The 22,233-nt window shown below is 40.9% G+C and carries 21 protein-coding genes; 2 read left to right on the top strand and 19 right to left on the bottom strand.

Annotated elements, in window-relative coordinates; translation table 11 throughout:
• Nucleotides 1-70 precede the first annotated feature (70 nt).
• Nucleotides 71-331: an acyl carrier protein gene (locus MHB38_RS08580; RefSeq protein ID WP_041507289.1), complete on the top strand. Its 261-nt coding sequence runs from the start codon at nt 71-73 to the stop codon at nt 329-331.
• Here MHB38_RS08580 and MHB38_RS08575 read toward each other — a convergent pair.
• From MHB38_RS08575 to MHB38_RS08565, 3 genes are all read right to left on the bottom strand, one after another.
• Entirely contained in the window at nt 318-2,033 is a 1,716-nt protein-coding gene (locus MHB38_RS08575; RefSeq protein WP_135227173.1) for an ABC transporter ATP-binding protein, read from the bottom strand. The genes MHB38_RS08580 and MHB38_RS08575 overlap by 14 nt on opposite strands.
• Entirely contained in the window at nt 2,030-3,799 is a 1,770-nt protein-coding gene (locus tag MHB38_RS08570) for an ABC transporter ATP-binding protein (RefSeq protein ID WP_341003080.1), read from the bottom strand. The genes MHB38_RS08575 and MHB38_RS08570 overlap by 4 nt, the downstream gene beginning before the upstream one ends.
• Nucleotides 3,800-3,972: 173 nt before the next feature.
• Nucleotides 3,973-4,893, bottom strand: coding sequence for an aminoglycoside phosphotransferase family protein (locus tag MHB38_RS08565; RefSeq protein ID WP_234922840.1), 921 nt, complete (start codon nt 4,891-4,893; stop codon nt 3,973-3,975).
• Nucleotides 4,894-5,063: 170 nt separating this feature from the next.
• Here MHB38_RS08565 and MHB38_RS08560 point away from each other — a divergent pair, with 170 nt between their 5' ends.
• Nucleotides 5,064-5,327 carry an acyl carrier protein gene (locus MHB38_RS08560; RefSeq protein WP_052463354.1) on the top strand — a complete coding sequence of 88 codons (264 nt, stop codon included), beginning with the start codon at nt 5,064-5,066 and terminating at the stop codon, nt 5,325-5,327.
• Between the two features lie 52 nt (nt 5,328-5,379).
• On the opposite strand, the gene MHB38_RS08555 is transcribed toward MHB38_RS08560, so the two are convergent.
• From MHB38_RS08555 to MHB38_RS08480, 16 genes are all read right to left on the bottom strand, one after another.
• On the bottom strand, nt 5,380-6,612 hold the full coding sequence (locus tag MHB38_RS08555; protein WP_041090488.1) for a M16 family metallopeptidase: 1,233 nt from the start codon (nt 6,610-6,612) through the stop codon (nt 5,380-5,382).
• Between the two features lie 33 nt (nt 6,613-6,645).
• Nucleotides 6,646-7,599: a polysaccharide deacetylase family protein gene (locus tag MHB38_RS08550; protein ID WP_056704734.1), complete on the bottom strand. Its 954-nt coding sequence runs from the start codon at nt 7,597-7,599 to the stop codon at nt 6,646-6,648.
• Between the two features lie 125 nt (nt 7,600-7,724).
• Nucleotides 7,725-9,842, bottom strand: coding sequence for a polyribonucleotide nucleotidyltransferase (gene pnp, locus MHB38_RS08545; RefSeq protein ID WP_007499522.1), 2,118 nt, complete (start codon nt 9,840-9,842; stop codon nt 7,725-7,727).
• Nucleotides 9,843-10,025: 183 nt separating this feature from the next.
• Nucleotides 10,026-10,295 (bottom strand): 30S ribosomal protein S15, encoded by a 270-nt coding sequence (gene rpsO, locus MHB38_RS08540; RefSeq protein ID WP_008354438.1) that lies wholly within the window; start codon nt 10,293-10,295, stop codon nt 10,026-10,028.
• A 155-nt stretch (nt 10,296-10,450) separates the two neighbouring features.
• Nucleotides 10,451-11,401, bottom strand: coding sequence for a bifunctional riboflavin kinase/FAD synthetase (gene ribF, locus MHB38_RS08535; RefSeq protein ID WP_017367263.1), 951 nt, complete (start codon nt 11,399-11,401; stop codon nt 10,451-10,453).
• An 18-nt stretch (nt 11,402-11,419) separates the two neighbouring features.
• A complete protein-coding gene (gene truB, locus MHB38_RS08530) occupies nt 11,420-12,349 on the bottom strand; it encodes a tRNA pseudouridine(55) synthase TruB (protein ID WP_202734493.1) in 930 nt (309 codons plus the stop codon).
• Nucleotides 12,350-12,417: 68 nt separating this feature from the next.
• Nucleotides 12,418-12,768, bottom strand: a complete 351-nt coding sequence (gene rbfA / locus MHB38_RS08525) for a 30S ribosome-binding factor RbfA (protein ID WP_007499525.1) — start codon at nt 12,766-12,768, stop codon at nt 12,418-12,420.
• A gap of 17 nt (nt 12,769-12,785) precedes the next feature.
• A complete protein-coding gene (locus MHB38_RS08520; protein WP_017359071.1) occupies nt 12,786-13,064 on the bottom strand; it encodes a DUF503 domain-containing protein in 279 nt (92 codons plus the stop codon).
• Nucleotides 13,061-15,181 carry a translation initiation factor IF-2 gene (gene infB, locus MHB38_RS08515; protein ID WP_007499526.1) on the bottom strand — a complete coding sequence of 707 codons (2,121 nt, stop codon included), beginning with the start codon at nt 15,179-15,181 and terminating at the stop codon, nt 13,061-13,063. Before infB ends, MHB38_RS08520 begins: the two co-directional genes overlap by 4 nt.
• A 19-nt stretch (nt 15,182-15,200) precedes the next feature.
• The gene (locus MHB38_RS08510) at nt 15,201-15,503 is read right to left on the bottom strand and encodes a YlxQ family RNA-binding protein (protein ID WP_007499528.1); all 303 of its coding nucleotides are present in this window, start codon (nt 15,501-15,503) and stop codon (nt 15,201-15,203) included.
• The gene (rnpM, locus tag MHB38_RS08505; protein WP_008344742.1) at nt 15,496-15,780 is read right to left on the bottom strand and encodes an RNase P modulator RnpM; all 285 of its coding nucleotides are present in this window, start codon (nt 15,778-15,780) and stop codon (nt 15,496-15,498) included. The genes MHB38_RS08510 and rnpM overlap by 8 nt, the downstream gene beginning before the upstream one ends.
• 15 nt (nt 15,781-15,795) lie before the next feature.
• On the bottom strand, nt 15,796-16,911 hold the full coding sequence (gene nusA / locus MHB38_RS08500; protein WP_007499530.1) for a transcription termination factor NusA: 1,116 nt from the start codon (nt 16,909-16,911) through the stop codon (nt 15,796-15,798).
• Between the two features lie 32 nt (nt 16,912-16,943).
• The gene (gene rimP, locus MHB38_RS08495; RefSeq protein ID WP_008344744.1) at nt 16,944-17,417 is read right to left on the bottom strand and encodes a ribosome maturation factor RimP; all 474 of its coding nucleotides are present in this window, start codon (nt 17,415-17,417) and stop codon (nt 16,944-16,946) included.
• Between the two features lie 241 nt (nt 17,418-17,658).
• Complete coding sequence (locus MHB38_RS08490) at nt 17,659-18,789, bottom strand: glycoside hydrolase 5 family protein (protein WP_058213774.1); 1,131 nt, start codon at nt 18,787-18,789, stop codon at nt 17,659-17,661.
• Nucleotides 18,790-18,809: 20 nt separating this feature from the next.
• Nucleotides 18,810-20,036: an endo-1,4-beta-xylanase gene (locus tag MHB38_RS08485; RefSeq protein WP_202734494.1), complete on the bottom strand. Its 1,227-nt coding sequence runs from the start codon at nt 20,034-20,036 to the stop codon at nt 18,810-18,812.
• Between the two features lie 79 nt (nt 20,037-20,115).
• Nucleotides 20,116-22,224 (bottom strand): glycoside hydrolase family 48 protein, encoded by a 2,109-nt coding sequence (locus tag MHB38_RS08480; protein WP_046343546.1) that lies wholly within the window; start codon nt 22,222-22,224, stop codon nt 20,116-20,118.
• Nucleotides 22,225-22,233: the final 9 nt, after the last annotated feature.

The following is a 22,233-nucleotide window of genomic DNA, read 5'->3' as shown; positions in this document are numbered from 1 at the left end:
AACGATTGCAATTTTCTTCTTCATCCACCAAAATATAACACATATTAATCTTTTAGAAAGGAGCCACGACATGAATGAACTGACACGAACAGAAGTTGAAGAAAAAATTGTCCAACTTGTGATGAATAAGTTATCGCTCACTGAGCAGCCAGGCCTTGATGATAGTTTAAAAGCTTTAGGATTAAATTCTGTCCAAATTGTCTCTTTTGTTATTTCATTAGAGGACACCTTTCACATTGCGTTTGAAGACGAAGAATTACACCCTGACCACTTCCGCACCTTAGATCGACTCTTTACTTTGGTCAAAACCAAACTGACTAAGACGCTGTGATGACCTGCGCCATAAATAAAGAGCGGTAATGCGAGGAGGCTTCCATCAGCTCCTCATGAGTACCGCAACTTTGAACAGCACCGTCTTCAAGTACATAGATCATATCTGCATTTTGTATGGTCGATAATCTGTGTGCAATTACAAGCAAAGTGCTTCCTCCTTTTGCATCGTCTATCCCTTTTTGAACCTGCCTTTCTGTCTGCCGGTCAAGGGCCGATGTCGCCTCATCTAATATCAGAAAATCAGCCTGTTTTAAAAGCGCTCTAGCGATAGCTAAACGCTGTCGTTGTCCCCCTGACAAGGAAATTCCCCTCTCTCCAATGACTGTATCAAATCCTTTTTCAAGTCCTTTAATGAAGGGAAGAATTTGTGCAATCTCACAAACCTGTTCAAGTTGTTCTTCAGTAATATCAGTTAATCCCATGATGAGATTGAGACGTATGGTGTCTGGGAAGAAATAGGGTTCTTGCGGGACAACGGCTACTCGTTTTAAGAAATGAGATGGCTCTATCTCTGATCGTTCAACGCCATTTACTAAAACGTTTCCGCTATCCGGTTGATAAAGTCCAAGTGCCAGCTTTGAGATAGTCGATTTCCCGCTGCCGCTCGCTCCAACAATGGCCACTTTTTTTCCTTTTGGAATATGAAGATTCAAGTCGTTTAAAGCCCCTTTAGATGTTTGTTCATAAGAAAAACAAACATCTTCAAACACCACATCTTCCACAGAATGTATTCGCTTCGTTCCTTTTTCTTCGTTTTCTATTTGCAGTACGTCTGCAATTCGATGAACAGATGCACGTTGGTGGAAAAATTCAAATACATACTGGAATAACTCCTGATAACTTTTCATTAATTGAGAAGCATATTGGTAAATGACGACAAATAAGCCGATTGACATGTTTCCTGCTGCTACTTGATATGTGCCAAACACAAGCACAGATAGTATTCCAAACCATTTCAATGGCTCTGTTAAAAATAGAAGCTTATTTTGAAACTTACCTTCTTTAATGACACGATCCATCATCTTGTTAAATAGCTTTTTATACAAACCGATTTCCCATTTGCGTCGATCAAATGCAACAACTTCTCTTGTAGAAGAAATTCCTTCTTCGACATGCACGAATAGATCTGACTTTCTCTCTTGCACTTCTTTTGCGATGTTTGTTGCCGTTTTCGCCATTTTTTTACCGACAATGAAATAACACGTGCTTGCAAAAAGAAGCAAGAAAAATAATACAGGACTCACAGATAGTAAAATGATCGATAAAACAACGGCCATAAAAATGGTTTGTACAATCTTCGGTATATGTAAAGCAGCTGTGACAGCGACTGTCTTTACATCTTGGTTAAGCTTGTGTAAATAATAACTAACTGGATGCATTTTATATGATCTCATCGATACTTGCTGAAGCTGATCTAACATCTTTTTCTGTAATGAATGGTGGATGGTAAGGTAGTTTTTGTGCATCACATATGGGCTGGCGACAAACATGACAACATAGACAAGAAAAATGATGGCAAACAGCATCAAGATATGAGGGAATTGTTGATTGCCGCTATTCAAAAGGACATCGTCAATGAGCCACTTTTGCAGCCCGATCATGGCTAAATTAGCTGCTGCTTCAATCAAAACGAGTAAAAGAGCGAGGATGAGCATCCATTTTTGCTTTGTGATCAAAAGAAACAGCCAATTTTTCCTCATGTTACACCTGCCTCCTTTTCTGAACGGTCAGACGCCAATTGATAAAAATGTCCCTTTTTTCTCATCAATTCATTAAAATGTCCAGTTTCTAACATACAACCGTCTTCTATCAAAATAATTCTGTCAAAATGTCTTACAGTAGATAAACGATGTGCGACTGCAATGACAGTAGATTCCTTAAATGTTTGATGTAATGCCTGCTGGACTTTTTGCTCGCTGACACTGTCAAGAGATGCTGTTGCTTCATCGAGTAATACAACACTTGGATTTTTAGCAAATAGCCGGGCAATGGCGATCTTTTGCTTTTGACCACCAGATAGTTTTAATCCTCTTTCCCCAAGTATGGTGTCGTATCCGTTTTCTAGTTCTCTTATAAATGAGTCGCAATCAGCTTTTTTAGCGGCTTCAATAATCTCTTGATCTGAAAGACTTGTATCTCCAAAACGAATATTGTCCTTTACACTCATATTAAATAAAAACGTTTCTTGAAAAACAAACCCCATCGCACCTCTTATTTGACTAGTAGGTAAACAGCGCAAATCAACTCCATCAAGTGTGATCATCCCAGATGAGGGATCATAAAAGCGTCCAATTAATTTAAGAAGCGATGTTTTCCCTCCACCGCTCGTACCGACAAGCGCCACTTTTTCACCACGCCGAATATGTAGATTCATCCCCTTTAATAAAGGAGGATGATTGGGATAATGAAAATCAACGTCATGAAACACGATATCGCCTTCGACTTGATCAAGCAGCATAGGCTGACGAGGCTCTCTAATATCGGGTGTTTTTTTCATAAAATGATATAAAGGTTCAATTTGAAAGGTTAAGATTCGTTGTTCTGTTAGAAGTGTGACAATAGAAGTAAGCATATGCATTGCTGAAAAATAATATAGTATATATGCCACAAAACCGCCTGTCGTCAGCTGGCCATTATTTACAAGGTAGATGCCGAGAGCAAATGTAGCTAGAGCGCCAATATAATAAGTGAGCCTGCGGTTGCTTCCTCGTAAGTAAGCGAAAAAAACATTTTTTTCATGATCTTGGCGGACCTGTTCATGCAGCTTTTGAATCCGCTCCATGTCCCATTTCATATAACCTAAAATTCTAAGCTCTTCCATTGAAGCAAGACTTTCGTATAATTTTGTTTGCAACGTGCGAAAACCTTCTGCACTTTGTCTTCCGTAGATCGTTGCCTTTTTTTCAAGCCAAGGGCCAAAGATATAGTAGAGAATAAAACTTGGAATAATGATGAGAGTGAGTAAGATAGAAATTTGTATCATAAAGTATAGTGAGATGGCGATAAATAGTGTCTGATTGATAAATTGTGGGAAGTATCGTCTGTAAATTTCTTGTACAGCTCGTGTTTGTGTGTTAACAAAGGAGAGTGTTTCACTAACAGAATGTTGTTCGTAGTATGAGAAACCGAGTTGACGGATTTGCTGGAAGGCAGCAAATTGTGAATCTCTTGAGGCTTGTTCGATTAATTTTCTTTGCCATAAATTTCGTGCAGCTGTCAGTATAATACCAAGTGCTATCAAGCCAGTCAGGCCTAACAATAATCCATTCATTTTAGAAAAGTCTTTTGCTGGCAAAATCGTTTCAATAAAATATTGAATAAATTTAGGTATAATGAGTTCGCTCAAGGTAATAACGAATCCACTCATAATGACTAGAATCACTTTACCTGTATAAGGCTTTAAAAATGAGAGTGTCCATAAATATACACGCCATAACTGCTTTGAATCTTTGTCGATTTGTTTCAATCCATCACCAGCCTTTTGCTCTTTTTCAACAAAAAACGGAATTTTTTTACAACTTTTTCGATCCTTGTTTGGATTATATAAAATGTTTCTACTCATGACAATGTGTAATTTGTATCATTATAACAAAAAAGGCAGTGACTTCCATCACCGCCTAATCGTCCTATATTTCACTGTTATCTAGTGATATGCGTATACCAATGAGGTTCTATTTGACGAAAATAATCATGATCTTTTAATACATTTTCTAGTCTTTCGATCATCTCATCCATTTGACCTGGATCAAATTTAATGACCCACATAATCGATGAAAAGATGCTCATTGCGACATATACAGAGTAAAGCTGCCAAAAATCAGCTGGTATTTCACCATCAAAATACCCATTTATTTGACCAGCCGCAAATGCTTCACTTGTTTCTCTACTGAAGAGAGCTACTTTATAAAAATCATGAATGGGGTCTCCCCAATCAAAATTATTAAAATCAATAACGCCTGCATATTTATCATTCTTTATAATAATATTCCCTAAATGAAAGTCATCGTGCTGAAATTGGTTAGGCCTTCCCTTCACCTTATCTATGTGCTGTGCGATAAACTGCGCAACTTTTTCATCCCCTTCTATGGAGATACCGCTTTCCCGATAAGCAGTTAAATATCGATGATGCTTTTTCACAACACGCTCTTCCCAAAGTTCGATATGTGATGGCGCTGGATATGTATGCATGTTTCGTAAATCCCGTCCTGCACTTACCCCGATCGCATACTGCTGTTCTTCTGTTAACTGACTCATGATTTCTTTTGCTTCTTGACCTTCTACAAACGATAAAATATAGTACACTTGCTGTGTTTCATCTAGAACACCCATTTTCACTGGATCAGCACACTGAACACCGTGACGTCTTAATTGGGAAAGGAGCTCAAATTGCGTCTTTATTTTGTCATATTGTTCTTGATCTGTGAATCGAAGGACATACTTTTCATCTGATGACATCGTCACGACCCATTTTTCATCTCGAGAATAGCCTTTATCAATTTGGTCTATGGAGATCGCTTTTTTTAATAAGGGAATGTGCTGCATAAGGTCTGTTTTATTCATGGATTGATCCATCCTTCCCAGTCTCTTTTCTTCTCACTCTACCAAATTTTTCATTTGAAGAGAATGATCAACAATTCCTATTTATCTCGAAACTGCTTTACAATGTTTTTCCATTCTAATATAGTTAATTTATGTAAAGAATAGAAAATTTGTAAAGAGGAGCGTTGCAGATGAATGAAACGACGGATGCCCTTTCACTATCAAGTCAAGTAAAAGATTTGGTCCTGCGTTCTTTGGACGATGATAGCAAGATTTCTATTGGTGCAGATGAAGAGTTAACAAATCACGGTCTCGATTCAATAAAAGCAGTTTCACTCATTTTGGAATTAGAAGAGGTTTTTGATATTCAATTTGCAGATGAGGAATTATTGACAGAGCACTTTTCGACAATCAATAAAATTGTTCATCAGCTGCAAAACAAGTTAGCTGATTAATCTTTAGACATGAAAAAAAGGCATCTCTTTTAAAAGACATGCCTTTTTTTGATTAAGCAGAAGGTACATCACCCGTCGGACTAATAAGCGAGAGCGCATAATCTTCTGTAAAGATTCTTTTCGATAAATTGTTCACGCCGTCTAATGAGACGCGATTGATTTCATCAATAATTTCATCAAGCGTACGATGTTTGCCAAGGAGTAATTCATTTTTACCATTTCGGCTCATCTTGCTGTTTGTGCTTTCAAGACTGAGCATGAGGTTGCCTTTCATTTGCTCCTTAGAGTTTTCAAGTTCTTTCTGCGTAATTCCCTCACGTTTTAAGACGTCTAATGTTTGTAAGATGGTTTCAGATAGCAGGTTCAGCTGCTTCGCTCCAGTTCCACCATAGATCGTCAGCATTCCATTATCTGCAAATGAACTATGATAGCTGAATACAGAATACGCAAGTCCTTTATCTTCTCTTACGTCTTGGAACAACCGGCTGCTCATGCTACCGCCTAGAACATTATTTAAGACGATTAAGTCATAGATGCCCTGATCTCCAGCAGGAAGTCCGTTAAAGCCCATGCAAAGGTGCGCCTGTTCTGTTTCCTTTTTGCGTGTCAGTTTGTCATAGTGGAATTGCGGGGCTTCGACAGGCTGCTTTTTCCCCTTTCCTTCATACGAGCCAAATAATGTTTCGACCTCACGAATGAAGGTGTCATCGACGTTCCCTGCAACAGAGATGACGACGCGATCTGGCGTATAGAATTCATCCATATATTTTCTAAGGGAATCACCGTTAAAAGTAGAGAGTGTTTCCTCTGTCCCTAAAATCGGATAACCTAATGAATGATCACCGTAAATGGCTTTGCTTAACAAATCATGAACGATGTCATCAGGAGTATCTTCATACATTTTAATTTCTTCATAGACCACATTTTTTTCTTTCTTCAGCTCTTCTTCGTCAAAAGCAGAGTTGAAAAACATGTCACTCAACACATCGAGGGCATACCCAGCATGTGAATCAAGTACCTTTGCATAATAGCAAGTATATTCTTTTGACGTAAAGGCATTCACTTGACCACCAATGCGGTCAAAGGATTCTGCGATATCACGTGCAGATCTCGTCTTTGTTCCTTTAAAGAACATATGCTCTAAAAAGTGTGAGATCCCATTTACTTCTGGTGTCTCATGTCTAGAACCTGTTCCAATCCAGACGCCAATTGCGACAGACCTTACAGTGGGATTGTTTTCAAGTACAATTCTTACTCCGTTTTGGCATGTATACGTTTTGACCAAGTTTTGCTCCTCCTATTCAACAAACAGATCGCATCACGGATGTCTTTTTTCACTTAGGAGGTCAGAAACCGTTCCTAATTCATATCCTCTTTCTTTGATTTGAGTGATAAGTGCGTCAAGACTTCTCGCTGTTGCGTCTGTTGGATGCATTAATATCATCGCCCCATTGTGAATTTTCCCAAGCACTCGTTTTTGTAATACAGCTGGTGATGGTTTTTGCCAGTCGATCGTGTCTACTGTCCACATAATGGTTTCCATTCCTTCTTGTTTCGCAAGCTTTACTGTTTCTTCTTTAAAGCTGCCACTTGGAGGCGCAAACCATATCGGTTTTTTCCCAAGGGATTCTTCAATTTGGCGATTTGTTTTAATCATCTGCTCTAATGCTCGTTCTCTTGTCAGTGTGCGCATATCCGGGTGATTGTATGAATGATTTCCAATTTCATGACCATCTGCCACGATTTTTTTAGCAAGATCTGAACTGTTTTTCACCCATTTGCCCTCTAAGAAAAAGGTTGCCTTCACTTGATGCTTTTCTAGTGTATTCAACATCTTTGTTAAATGCTCGTCGCCCCAAGCTACATTGATCAGGAATGCATTCATCTTTTTATCTGGATGTCCCTTATAGATAGGTTCAGCACCAAGTTCATGCAAATGGACAGATGGTTTTGTTTCTTTAAAAACAAGCAGCTTTTCATCGAAAGAGCCCTGTTTTTTCATTTTTTCGTAAGAAGCATCGATATCGACTGTCTGTCCATTTAAGCCAGGCATCTTTTTCCACACTTTATCAATCTTAGCATTTTGCGGCTTCTCTTCATAGTCAGAAGACTTCGATTCGATCTCTTGATACAGAATATCTTTTGAAACAGATGCTACCTCGGCGTGCTCTTTCATTGAATTCATATATGTAACAGCAGCCGGCTGCTTCATCGTTTGATATGACACGAGCAGTAAAAATACAAACACAAAGAATGGTATCGTTTTTTTCAATGGTTGTCCCTCCCCTTTACCACAAATTATGATGGGGAGAAACAAGCTAGAACTATTGTTACGCGCAAGAAAAGAAAGAAGCCTGGCACGGATACCTGGCTTCTAACACATTTTATTTGTTCTCATTAAGACTGCTTTTCTTCTTTTTCCTTTTCTTCACGTAAAACAGCTTTACGAGAAAGGTTTACACGGCCTTGTTTATCGATCTCAGTGACTTTGACGAGTAGTTCATCACCAATCTTCACGACATCTTCTACTTTGCCAACACGTTCAAGTGCAAGCTCAGAAATATGAACAAGTCCATCTTTGCCGCTGAAGATTTCAAGGAAGGCACCGAATTTTTCAATTCGTTTTACTTTACCTAAGTAAAGTTGGCCAACTTCAACTTCTCTGACAAGATCTTCAATGATTTTCTTCGCTTTTTGGTTCATGTCTTCTTCAGTAGAAGAGATAAAGATTGTACCGTCTTGTTCAATATCAATTTTCACACCGGTATCTTCAATAATTTTATTGATTTGTTTACCGCTTGGTCCAATGACATCGCGAATTTTATCTGGATTGATTGTCATCGTTAAGATTTTTGGTGCATAACGTGACAATTCTCCTCTAGAAGCTGGAATCGTTGACAGCATGCTATCTAAAATTTCCATTCTTCCTTTTTTCGCTTGTTGAAGTGCTTCTTCTAAAATGTCTTTTGATAGACCATCGATTTTAATGTCCATTTGAAGCGCTGTTACACCTTTAGATGTACCTGCTACTTTAAAGTCCATATCTCCAAGTGCATCTTCCATTCCTTGAATGTCTGTCAGCACTGTGTAGTATTCACCAGATTTAACAAGTCCCATTGCAATCCCTGCAACTGGTGCTTTAATTGGAACACCTGCATCCATCATCGCAAGTGTGCTCGCACAAATACTTGCTTGTGAAGTAGAACCGTTTGATTCTAACACCTCAGACACAAGGCGAACCGTATAAGGGAAATCTTTTTCAGATGGAATGACTGGCTCTAATGCACGTTCGCCTAGCGCACCATGTCCAATTTCACGACGGCCTGGACCACGCATTGGGCCGGTCTCACCAACACTGAATTGCGGGAAGTTATAATGGTGCATGAATCGCTTAGACTCTTCAACACCAAGACCATCAAGAATCTGTACATCACCAAGTGCACCTAATGTACAAATACTGAGTGCCTGTGTTTGGCCTCTTGTAAACAATCCTGAACCGTGCGTTCTTGGAAGAAGTCCTACTTCTGAAGAAAGTGGACGGATTTGATCGACACCGCGTCCATCTGGACGTACTTTCTCTTCAGTAATAAGGCGGCGAACTTCGTTTTTCACAAGCTTGTTTAAGACATCCTTCGCTTGTTTAATCGTTGCTTCGTCACGCTCTTCTTCTTCAAATTTTTGAACGACAGCTTTTTTCACAGCACTGATGGCATCTTCACGAGCATGCTTCTCATGTACTTGAATCGCTTTCAGTAGATCCGCTTCAGCAAGTTGTTTTACTTCCTCTGCTAATGCTTGATCGACTTCATATAAAGGAATATCGATTTTTTCTTTACCGACAGCTTTCACAATTTCTTCTTGGAATTCGATTAAGCGTTTGATCTCTTGATGGCCGTACATGATGGCTTCAAGCATCGTTTCTTCTGGTACTTCATCAGCACCAGCCTCTACCATGTTGATTGCATCTTTTGTTCCAGCTACAACAAGGTTGATATCGCTTTGTTCAAGCTGCTCAACGTTTGGGTTGATGATTAGCTTTCCATCTACTCGTCCTACTGTCACGCCAGCGATTGGTCCCTCAAATGGAATGTCAGACACACATAAAGCTAATGATGAGCCAAACATTGCAGCCATTTCAGATGAACAATCTTGATCCACACTCATGACAATACTAATGACTTGTACTTCATTTCTAAATCCGTCTGCAAATAGTGGACGGATCGGTCTGTCAATTAAGCGGCTCGCAAGGATTGCTTTTTCACTTGGGCGGCCTTCTCTTTTAATGAAACCACCAGGAATTTTACCAACTGCATATAATCTTTCTTCGTAGTTTACAGTGAGCGGGAAAAAATCAAGTGGTTTTGGTTCTTTAGAAGCTGTTGCTGAGCTAAGCACAGCCGTATCTCCGTAGCGTACGAGAACTGCTCCGTTTGCTTGCTTTGCAAGCTGGCCAGTTTCAACTGTCAGTTGACGTCCAGCCCAGTCTATGGTGAAGACTTGTTTCTCTTGTCCCATTCTGAGATAAACTCCTCTCTTGTCGTAAAGTTTTTAGGTTATTTCTTATTATGAACAAAATGATTTTCACATATCAATGTGAAAGCTGTATGTAGAAGGGTTTTTGCCATTCTTTCAACATTTTAACCATAAAATATTAGTGATTATACGATAAAAAAGCGGGAATCCTCCCGCTTTTTACGATTATCGACGTAAGCCTAGTTTGTTAATTAACTCACGGTAACGAGTTACGTCTTTATTACGTAGATACGTAAGAAGATTACGACGTCTACCTACCATTTTCAAAAGACCGCGACGTGAGTGGTGATCTTTCTTATGAGTACGTAAATGCTCGTTCAAGTTGTTAATTGATTCTGTTAGGACAGCGATCTGAACTTCTGGAGATCCAGTATCAGATTCGTGTGTTTTGAACTCATTAATTAATTGAGTTTTACGCTCTTGAGTAATAGCCATCCTGTTTCACCTCCAAATCATGTTAGCCCCATCTACCTCGCAACCGTCGGTGAAGTCGGCCTGCCAAGTAAGTGGTTTTAAAGCTACAGGAATTATCATACTAAAAATATGCCGATTTTGCAAATGATAGAGCGGTTTTTCTGCGATTTTTTTGTTTAATGAAGATGATCTTGAAAAAACTGAATCGCTTCTTCTTTATCTTGACTAATTTGAGCAGTTAATTCTTGGATACCGTTAAATTTTTGTTCACTGCGAATCCGTTTGTACCACTGTAATTTAATCGGTTCACCATAAATTTCTTCGTTAAAATCAAAAAGGTTCACTTCAATGGCAGGCTGATCAGGACGTTTTTCATAAAATGTTGGTTTGTAGCCAACGTTACAAACACCGTCATACACCTTGCCTTTCACTTCTGCTCTCACTGCATATACGCCTGTTGGCGGGATGATGTATTCAGCAGACAAACCAACATTGGCGGTTGGAAAGCCAATCGTGCGTCCTCGTTTATCTCCATGAATCACAATGCCGCGCAGCTGATACGGTTTCCCTAAAAGCTCACTCACATATTCAACGTCTCCATTTTTCAATGCGGAACGTATAAGGGTCGAGCTGACTTTCCGGTCTTGGTTGGAAAGCTTAGGTACAATGGTCGCAGAAATCCGCCCTTTCCCGTATTCGTCAAACGTTTCCATTGTGCCTGCGCCAAACCGGCCGAATGTAAAATCGAAACCAGCGACTGCATGCTTCACATTCAGTTCGTCCAAATATTGATCGACAAACTCTTGAGGAGACAGTGCTGCAAAGCTTTCGCTGAATTGCACAATGTATAAGTAGTCAGCACCTAATTGTTCGATAAAATCAATCTTATCCTCAAGCGGTGTGATTAAGTCTTTTGGTTCACGTGCTTTTTGCAGAACATGTGATGGATGCGGATGAAAAGTCATGACAGCTAGAGCTAAACCCTCTTTTTCCGCAATGTTTTTCGCTGCCTCAATCACTTTTTGGTGTCCGAGGTGAACACCGTCAAAATACCCTAAAGCCATCACAGACGGGACTTGATCCTTTTGATTCAATGTATGTGGGTGTGAAATATGTATAGTCTTCACGAGATGGTCACCTTTTCTTTAAGATTGCTTGTCCTGTGATAAAATCTTCGCCGGCTTCATCAGGTTCTGTTTGGTCGGGTGCTTCATATAAATCGCCATACAACGGCCTGAAGGAGCAAAGACAGCGACACGATCTTCCTCTGCAAAATGAGCAAATTCATCAGGCATAGGTAGGACTGCACCGTTTTCCACTTTACTTGCTAATGTATCATTTATCTCCCATTTCGGCAAATGATTGAGCGCACGCTCGATCGGCACAAGATGTTCCTCAACCGTTCCTTTCTCGCTGATCTCCCGCAGCTCATCAAGAGTGATACATTCATCTAACGTAAAGTCACCAGATCCAATGCGAATGAGGTGAGACATGTGGGCTGGGAACCCAAGTTTTTTTCCGATATCGACGGCTAACGTTCTCACATATGTGCCTTTTGAACACAGTACGGTGAATCTAAAGGATACCTTTCCATTTTCAAATGTGACAGGTGTTGTCCGCTCGATGCGATGAATTGTAATTTCACGGCTTGGACGTTCAATTTCAATGCCTTGCCTTGCATATTCATAGAGCTTTTTTCCGCCAATTTTTACAGCAGAAAACATGGGGGGTATCTGTTCAATGGTTCCTTCAAATTGTTTCAGCGCAGCATCAATGTCATCTTCTGATATCGGTTCTGACACTTTTTTTTCTTCTACTACTTCACCTGTTTGGTCTTCTGTCGTTGTAGAAAATCCAATGGTGATTTCCGCATCATACGTTTTCGATTTATCTGTTAAGTACTCCACAATTTTTGTCGCTCGTCCAATACAAATAGGCAGAACACCTGAAACCTCTGGATCGAGTGTCCCTGTATGTCCCACTTTTTTTGTGTGTAAAATCTTTCTCACTTTAAACACACAGTCGTGAGAGGTCATGCCTCTTTCTTTATGTAATAAAAGAACACCGTTTTGCACCTGCGTTCTCTCCTTTCATAAACGATGAAAAAGGACAGACGATCATCGCCTATCCTTATTCCAACGTCTTATTCGTGATCTTTTGTGTTTAGTTCAGCAATCAGGCTTTCAATTCGGTTACCGTAATCTACAGATTCGTCGAATTCAAAGTGAAGCTCTGGTGTTTTGCGAAGTCTAATTCGATTGCCAATTTCAGAGCGGATATACCCTTTCGCTTTTGCAAGACCTTTTAAGGTTTCCTCTCTTTTCTTCTCGTCGCCAAGAACAGAAATGTAGACTTTGGCAATTTGCAAATCACCGGATACTTCAACATCCGTTACAGTCAAAAAGCCGATTCTTGGATCTTTTAGCTTTCTGCCAAGGATGTCGCCTAATTCTTTTTTCATTTGCTCACCCACACGGGTTGCTCTCATACTCATGATCTTATCACCTCTAATTAAAACCACTCAGTTTTCGTGATCGTTCGTTCAATTTCCGGAAAAGAATCAATAAAGCTTAACACACGCTGAAGTTCCTTTTCCACTTGAACCCGGGAGGAGGAAATGACGGCGATTCCGATCGAAGTACGCTGCCATGTATCCTGATAGTCCATTTCAGCAATGGTCACATTGAATTTATGGCGCGTTCTTGTCATGATACGCTGCAGAACCGCACGTTTTTCCTTCAGTGAGGATGCATCATAGATCATACACTCACACTCGGTATAACCGATCATTTTCTTTCGATTTCTTGCATAACGAATGATTCCATGACATCACCTTCACGGATATCATTGTATTTCTTAATGGTAATACCACATTCATAGCCTTGTGAAACTTCTTTCACATCGTCTTTGAATCGTTTTAATACGTCGACTTCACCTTCAAAGATGACGACGCCATCACGAATTAAGCGGATACCACTGTCTCTAGTAATGGTACCTTCAGTGACATAGCCACCAGCAATTGTACCGATTTTTGATACTTTAAACGTTTGACGAACTTCAACTTGACCGATGACTTTTTCTTCATATTCAGGGTCAAGCATCCCTTTCATCGCAGCTTCAATTTCATCGATAACTTTGTAGATGATGCGGTGTAAGCGGATATCTACGTTTTCTGTTTCAGCTGTGCTCTTCGCATTGCCATCAGGACGTACGTTAAATCCGATCACAATCGCATTAGAAGCACTTGCTAAAATGATATCAGATTCTGTAATCGCTCCAACACCCGTATGGATAATTTTCACTTTTACGCCTTCTACTTCAATTTTTTGAAGAGCTGCCGTCAGTGCTTCAGCAGAACCTTGTACGTCTGCTTTTACGATTAAGTTGATATCTTTCACATCACCTTGTTTGATTTGCTCAAATAGGTCATCGAGAGATAATTTCGCTTTGTCTGAACGCTGTTCATCAAGTTGTTTAGACGCGCGCGCCTCACCGACTTGACGAGCTGTTTTTTCATCTTTGAATACGAGGAACTGATCCCCTGCATGCGGTACATCATTTAAACCAGTGATTTCAACAGGTGTAGATGGTCCTGCTGTTTTCACGCGGCGTCCGATGTCATTGACCATTGCACGTACACGGCCAAATGTATTTCCGACAACGATTGGGTCACCTACTTGAAGTGTACCAGTTTGAACGAGAAGGGTTGCAACAGAACCTCTTCCTTTATCAAGCTCAGCCTCGATCACAGTTCCTTTTGCCGCACGATTTGGGTTGGCTTTTAGTTCTGCTACTTCGCTGACAAGAAGGATCATTTCGATCAATTCGTCAATGCCTTCACCTGTTTTTGCAGATAAAGGAACGAAAATGGTTTCGCCGCCCCAAGCCTCAGGTACAAGACCATGCTCAGTTAATTCCTGCATCACGCGGTCAGGGTTCGCTGTTGGTTTGTCAATTTTATTGACAGCCACAATGATTGGCACCTCTGCCGCTTTTGCGTGGTTGATCGCTTCAATCGTTTGCGGCATGACACCGTCATCTGCTGCAACGACCAAGATCGTCGTATCTGTTACTTCAGCACCGCGTGCTCGCATCGTAGTGAAAGCTGCGTGTCCTGGTGTATCAAGGAACGTGATTTTCTTACCGTTTTCTTCAATTTGGTATGCACCAATATGCTGCGTAATTCCACCCGCTTCGCCTTCAACAACTTTCGTTTTACGAATGCTGTCAAGAAGCGTTGTTTTCCCGTGGTCAACGTGTCCCATGATCGTTACGACTGGAGGGCGTACTTGCATATCTTCTTCTTTATCTTCAACTTCATACTTTTCAAGTTCAGTTTCTTCTAAAATGATCACTTCTTCTACTGGAACACCATATTCAGAAGCAATTAATTCGACTGTATCTTTGTCGAGCTCTTGGTTGATCGTAGCCATGACACCAAGCATCATCAGTTTTTTGATGATTTCAGCAGTTTCTTTGCCAAGCTCGTCAGCAAGCTGGCCGACTGTCATTGAATTTGTAAATTCAATTTTTTCAGGAAGCTCTTTTTTCGGCTTCACAGGTCTTGCTTGCTGATGCTGCGCCTTGTTGTTGCCGCCGCGTTTATTTTTGTTTTTGTTTTGGTTGTTGTTTTTTTTGTTTTTATTAAATTGATTATTCTGCACGTCATTCTTCTTTCTATCATTGTTTTTGTTAGATGATTGTTTTTTTTGTTCTGCGGGTTTCTCGTTAGCTGTCTCTTTTGCTTTGGCTTTTTTATAGATAGCGTCTAGCTTTTTCACAGTGTCGTCTTCAAGCGTCGCCATGTGGTTGTTCACTTCCACGTTCATATCCTTAAGCGCTGCTATAATATCTTTACTTGAAACATCTATGGCTTTTGCGTATTCATATACTCTCACTTTAGCCATTCGTTCACCCCCAAATAAATTAATCGAGCAAGCTTATGAGCTTCTTAGCGAAGCCTTGGTCAGTGACAGCGACAACTACGCGAGCTTCCTTCCCTATAGAACGTCCGAGAACGGAACGGTCTTCAACTTTTCTAACCGGAACATTGTAAAATTTGCATTTGTCAGATACCTTTTTCTCTGTGTTGGATGAGGCATCTGCTGCAAGAAGAACCAGCTTAGCACGCGCATGTCTAATTTCTTTGATCACCAGATCTTCTCCTGACACGACTTTACGAGCTCGATTTGCTAGACCAAGCAAAGGATACCATTCAGATTCAGTCATTAGGTTTTTTCACCTTTTCAGCTAGTTCTAGTAATTCTTCAAAAATGTGTTCGTCAATCTGTGTCTGAAATTGCTGCTGTAAACTACGTTTGTTCTTCGCCGCAAGAATGGTTTCTTTATCGAGAGATAGGTAAGCGCCGCGCCCGTTCATTTTTCCGGTTGCGTCAACAGACACTTCACCTTCTTTTGAACGAACAACGCGAATCAGTTCTTTCTTTGGTTTCATTTCTCCCGTCACGACGCATTTTCTAAGCGGGATTTTTTTTCGGCTTTTCACCTTTTATATCACCTCTTATTCGTCAGATTCCTCAGCTACTGGTTCAGCCTCTAAGAAAAGAGATTCAGAGTCTTCAGTTCTTGGGAAAATACCGAGTTCTCTTGCATCTGTTTCGCTTTTAATGTCAATCTTCCAGCTCGTTAATTTCGCTGCTAGACGCGCATTTTGACCTCTTTTACCAATGGCTAATGACAGCTGATAATCAGGGACAATGACAGTTGTCGCTTTATCTTCTTCATTTACAATGACATCAAGAACTTTTGATGGACTTAACGCATTGGCAACAAATTCAACAGGGTCATTCGACCAATGAACAATGTCAATTTTTTCGCCTTTCAGCTCATTGACAATTGCTTGTACACGCTGACCTTTAGGTCCTACACAAGAACCAACTGGATCAACATCAGGATCATCTGTACGAACAGATATTTTAGAACGGTCCCCTGCTTCTCTAGCGACAGATTTAAGCTCTACAGTACCATCATAAATTTCTGGCACTTCGATTTCAAATAAACGCTTTAAAAGACCTGGGTGTGTTCTTGATACATAAATTTGTGGTCCTTTTGTTGTTTTTTCTACTTTCGTAATGAACACTTTAATGCGGTCATGTGGTTTGTAGTCCTCATTTGGCATTTGTTCATTGACCGGAAGAAGGGCTTCGATTTTGCCAAGTGACACGTAAATGAATTTACTGTCAATTCGCTGAACGATTCCCGTCATGATGTCTTCCTCACGATCGATAAACTCAGTGTAAATCACACCTCGCTCTGCTTCTCTCACTCGCTGCGTCACGACTTGTTTCGCTGTCTGAGCTGCAATGCGTCCGAAATCTTTTGGTGTGACTTCAATTTCAACCACGTCACCAACCATGTAATTCGGGTTGATATTTGCTGCATCATCTACAGAGATTTCAAGGCGAGAATCATACACTTCATCTACAACATCTTTTCTTGCGAATACGCGAATCGTTCCCGTTTCACGGTTTAAATCAACACGCACATTTTGTGCTTGATTAAAATTACGCTTGTATGCAGAAATGAGTGCAGCTTCTATCGCTTCAATAATAATTTCTTTACTAATGCCCTTCTCTTTCTCAAGAACAGTCAGGGCATCTAACAACTCACTACTCATTTTTATGGTTCCCCCTTATATCAATGAAAAGGTTAATTGAACGAAACTGCTAATCTTGCGTTAGCGATTTTTTCGTATGGAATATTGATCTCTTTCTTTCTTGTCTTGATCTTCACTGTCACTGTTGCAATCTCACCATCAAAGCTTGTAAGCTCACCTTCAAATGCCTTTTCACCATCAATTGGTTCGTATGTTTTCATGAAAACATTTTTTCCAAGTGCTTTTTCAAAATCAGCTTTTTTCTTTAATGGGCGCTCCGCTCCAGGAGAGGACACTTCAAGAAAGTAGTTTTGGCTAATTGGATCTGCCTCATCAAGCTTTTCGCTCAAGGCTTCGCTCACTTTGGCACACTCCTCGATATCGACGCCTTTATCAGAGTCAATAAATACGCGAAGGAACCAGTTTTGACCCTCTTTGACAAATTCAACATCAACGAGTTCAAGCTGTAAGCCATCTAAAATTGGCTGCACCATGTCGCTTACGATATCCACTACTTTTTTGCTCATTCTCTTCCTCCTTGTGCTTTCGATAAACGCTCTTATCAATCATTCTGCATAAAAACCCTGCTTTATTGTGAGCAGGGGGAGCAGAAAACGGATGAATAATGTCGAGACAAAAATTGCCTGTTCAATACAAAAGAGCGGGTTTCCCCACTCTTGTCTCGGTAATCGTTAGCATTTCCATAAAAACTATACCATATCCAATTTTTTTATGCAAATGAAGTTCCTTATAAACAGGCATTCTTCATCAGTTCTTTTCATTCATTCTTTTGGCGTGTTCACGAATGATTCCTGCCTCCCGGCTCTCCTTTAAAACTCGAAAACCATCATAATCCGGGTAGAGGGAATCATCGTCTTGAATGCTTGTTAAAATCCAAAATTGGCTACCTGCGCCTCCGAGCTGTTCAATTGTCTTCAGCCAGCTATCATATACATCAGGACGGGCTGTTTGATTTTGATAGCCAAACTCTTCTAATACAACAGGTTTTCCAATTGCGTTTCCTCGGGTGATATGATCTTTGATCCATTTCACTCCCCATGCAGCAGACTGATTCCAGTGATCCGGGTATAAATGATAGGTTCCATAATCAATATGAGGGAGAGCAGTCAAACGATCCCAATCAACACCTTCTCCTCCACTGTAAAACCAATCATCATGACCTGTCATGCGAAAGAACCCTTCGTCTCCTACTGCAACAAGGTGATTCGAGTCAATTGATTTGATCCATGCACTCATTTCATCTGCCCAGTTTACTAGTATATCTCCCGAAGGGTCTGACTGAGCGCGCGGCTCATTGGCGAGCTCCCATGTCATAATAGCAGGATCATCTTTATATTGAACACCTGAGTACGTATTGGTTCTCTCTAATACATAGCGCACATAGTTTTTGTAAGCTGTTTTAATCCGAGGATCTGTATAAAAGTGATCATGTGATCCTGCCTGAAACCACTTCACATATTGATTCATCCCGCCAAAATCATCCCAATTGTTCACAAGCGGGATGACCAGCTTGATTCCTTCCTGCCCTGCTTTATGAATCGCATAGTCTAGTTTTTGAAAACCGGATTCTTCATAAACACCTGGACGAGATTGTAAGACTGAATTTTCTTGAGGGGTGCCATCGTGAAATCCCCAAATACGAATAACCTTTAAATCCATTGCCTTCATATCGTCAAAAACAGCATCTACCATCTTTTTTGATTTGTAATGGAAATAATAATTATTTGTGCCAGCAAAGTAAAATGGGTGGTTGTTCAATACAAAATGTGTACCAGATGTTTGCACATAGGAGGAGGCCTTTACGGTCAGAGTGAACCAACCCGCCCATAAAGTGATCAGCAGCATAAAACAAGCCACCCGTTGAACCCATTTTTTCATTCCATTCTCCTCACAATCTCTTATTCTACTGGTACGATGATATCTAGTTGAAGAGGTGTATGTTTGGTTGAGTCAAGTTCAATCGTCTGCTGCTGCAACATTTTACTTTCTTCACCAATTCGAACCTCATACGTCCCGTGAAACGCTGGACATGTCACTTGGCCATTCGCATCTGTTTTTTCCACTCTTTGTGTCGTCCATTCCTGCAGTAACTTTTCATAACGCCTGCCTGCTTCATTTAACGACCAATCATGATTCACGATGGCTGCGTGCTCACCTCTCCAATGAGCACCTGCCCAAAATCCCCACATCAGCACACCTTTTACGGCTGGATGACTAAAGGCAACCCGATATAAAGCTTCTAAGTTATCCGCTCGTCTATTGGCATCCGGATGAACAGAGTCATACTCTGTCACCCATATCGGTAGACCAAGCTCAGCAAGCACATCTAGTCTTTGTTTTACAACGACTGGATCCACTCGATCTTCAAAGTGACCTTGAACTCCAATAGCCTCAACTGGTGCCCCCAACTGACGAAGTTCATTGATATGTGCTTTATATGCGTGATGTTCGCCGTATGAGATTACATTATAATCATTGACAAACAGCAAGGCTTGAGGGTCAATTTTCTTCGTTTCTTCATACATCCATTTCCAAATCTGTTTCCCAAACCGGTCTTTAAAAAATGAGCCATGCATCATTTCGTTGTTTACATCCCAATGACGGAATTTTCCTTTAAAATGATTCCCTGCATGTTCAAGCCGCCTTTTCATGGCTTCATATACTTCATGATTCGGTAATGATTTCAGCCAGTTTGGATTGGCATCCTCTACCTCCCAAAATAAGGCGTGCCCCCTCACTGGAATTTGGTGTCTATTGGCAAAATTCAGCATGGCATCTGCTTTTTCGTAGGTTATTTTCCCTCTTTCAGGCTCATTTGCATACCATTTTGCCTCATTTTCAAACACAGCCCAATTAAAATGTTGAACAAAAAAATCAGCATACGTTTGATTGAATAGTACTTGGTCATTCATTGCTGAACCAAATGCAAATTCATGTCTGATTTGTTTTATTTCCACCTCTACTCCGGCAACTGGCTTTTTTTCCTTATTGATGACGTTTATGACAAGCTCTCTTTGTCTATGTTGTAAGATTCGATCATTTGCTTCTTTTCTCCAGCTTTGATTTTCTTGTTCCTGTGATCCGCCATTCGATGAATGATTCATAAATTCTTTCTTTTTAACCATAATGACATCACCTTTGCTTTCACTTCATTTATCTTATGAGAAGACCGCCGACTAAAAAAGCCGGCAGCTGCACTACGTTCTATTCGTTTATGAGACGATGGTATTCTGCATAAGCTGTAGCCATATCAACTTGCGACCAGAAACGGTGATAGGTGAAACTTGGCGCTCCGTTTTCCCATTTGCCTGTTGCTTCATTAAAAGATGATTGATATTTACTCTCCAGGGCTGACCAAGCTGGGTCTTGCTTGATTTTCGGACGAAGATCTGCAAAGCTCGTATACACTCCGTTACCTCCTCGCTGCGGGTCAGAAGGAATGGTGCTGGAACCAGGGATCTGATTTCCTTGACCAAATGTTCCGTTCCAGCCATTTGGGAAGTACACTTCTTTTTTAAAGAAACGGTGGTAGTCTTCTCTGTCTTCCTCTGTCACAATCCCTACACCATCATTGTAATTCCAAGCAACCTCAAGGAGCTGTGCCGCTGTCTCTTTTGCTCTTATGCCAAGTGCTGTGTAGTTCCCTGTCTCTTTCTGTGTTGCAGCAGCAAAGAATGTGAGCGCTTTGATGAGACTGCCCAGTACACCAGTATCTTGAGTAGGATCTTTTGTAACTGCCGTTAAATTTGGATTACCTGTTGCAGATTGGAATCCGCTCCAAGTGTCAGGCTGACCGCTCCATTCTATATTCCCAGGAATCCAAAACTCTCCGGGTGCACTCGTCGTAGCAACAGCCACATTTGCCCCCCCTAGAATCCTTTGACCCTGACCATCTAAAAAATACCCATCTTGATCCGACACAGGACGCGTGCCAATAAAAATATAATCTAGTGAATAGTTGACCCATTTTGTGATGACAGATTTAGCCATTTGGAAATTTTCAGATGTTTTGTCGCCATCTTTTGCAAAGATATAATAAAGCTCTGCTACACGCTCAATCGGCCATGCTTGCATTCCAAACCAGTTATTGGACGGAGGATCATGGTAAACAGGCGCATCTTCATAAGCCATATCATAAAATGTGCTTCTTCCTGCTGGATAAGCGCTATAGTCTCCATTCCAGCTGTTGGTAGCACCTCCTGCAATCGCTCCCTCTTTTGATTGAAGCCAGACGTAAAATTCAAGCTGTCTCTTTAACGTCTTTTCCCAATCACTTGCACCAGTCGGTGACGATGGCTTTAAGCCTCCCTTATCTGAGGATAAAGCGTAGGCAGCGACTGGGTTTTGATACCCTTGATGACAATGGCTCGCTCCGATACGCCATGACCAATTCGCATATTCTCCAAGTCCCCCGCCCCAAGAGGTATACCATGCCATTAAGTGATGACATGCACTTTTTCCATTTCCAGGATACGGATTACCTTGCTTGCCGCTTCCAATTGTTTGAAAATATTTATCGTACATTCCGTAACGAAGGAAATCCCCCATCTTTTTCGCTTTATCAAGATAGGCTGAACCATTATAGCCAAGTTCCTTTGCCCAATACATTGCCTGTATCGCACGTGCATCAGCGTCCGTCGCATTTGTGTAGCGCCACTGGGCGGCTGGCGCTTGATTTTCTTTTGTGAACAAGCTCATGAAACCTTCATTGGGCTTTCCGGCCGTTTTATCATCTTGTGATGGATGAGGGATGGCCTCCCATACGGATTCTTGTGGACCCCGCTGGAATGTGTTTACATATGCGGCTGTATGTGATGGGTTGAGCAAATTCCCATATTCATACCAGTTGTCTACATCAAGAAGCCAGTGCATTAAATACGTTTCATTCGTTCCGTAAGTTGACCTCAGTTCATGATCAATCGGATCTTGACCAGCAGGGCGAGCACCCGTCAACTGGCTCGGATATTGATCTGGATATGGTTTCTCTGAAGCGTATGTGGCTGGGCTAGATGGATTGTAAGAACTCATATGCGGCTGTTCGTCATGTCCATCTTCGTTTACTGGAATGATAAACTTCTCCATATTATCCCAAGCAGCTTCTAGTTTGCTCCAATCGCCTGTGTAATGCCCATACAATACTTCAAGCCATAACCAGTAGCTGTAAGCTTCTGAAGTGGTCATATGCCCGTAATCAGGCGCCTCGCAAATGAGTGTCTCAACGGAATGATACGGAATGCCTTCTTTTGAAAAATATCCATTCGCATCGTTTTTCATTTGATGATAAAGCGCTAAAAACCGTTCTTTATTTGTCATGTCCTCACC

Origin of the sequence: Bacillus sp. FSL K6-3176 (genome assembly GCF_038003325.1) — a bacterium.
In the GTDB taxonomy this organism is placed as follows: Bacteria; Bacillota; Bacilli; order Bacillales; family Bacillaceae; genus Bacillus; species Bacillus altitudinis.
This window is presented reverse-complemented; position numbering and strand designations above follow the sequence as displayed.